The organism is Aequorivita sp. 609 (genome assembly GCF_014212065.1).
GTDB lineage: Bacteria > Bacteroidota > Bacteroidia > Flavobacteriales > Flavobacteriaceae > Aequorivita > Aequorivita sinensis.
Genome location: NZ_JACJVM010000053.1, coordinates 1 through 386, shown reverse-complemented (window position 1 = coordinate 386; position 386 = coordinate 1). Strand labels below are relative to the sequence as shown.

Below are 386 nucleotides of genomic sequence, written 5' to 3'. Positions count from 1 at the left end.
GTTGAGATTGCCAAAAACTTTAACCTTATTGGAGGATTGTTAATTGCTGGAGATTCTACAAAACTTCGGGCACAAAACAGCAAGAAAAACAATTACAACAAAAAGAAAATTGAACGGCATCTGGCCTATATCGAGGATAAACTCAAAGAACACAGCCTTGCATTAGAACAAGCAGACGGAGATAAGGCAGAAGCGCTCAGCACAGAGATAGCCAAGCATAAAAAACACCACAAGAAATACACCCGTATCAAACAGGAGCTCGAGGCGGACAAAAGTTCGGAAAATCCGCAATTATCCACATCAGATCCTGATAGTAGACACCAAATTGTACGGGGAATGATCACTGAGGTTTGCTACACACTTCAAACTACTGTGGATGATCAAAA

The 386-nt window shown here is 40.9% G+C and carries 1 pseudogene; it reads left to right on the top strand.

Annotation, left to right across the window (positions count from 1 at the left end):
* A pseudogene (locus H4O20_RS12650) lies at positions 1–386 on the top strand (IS1182 family transposase); the annotation flags it as partial.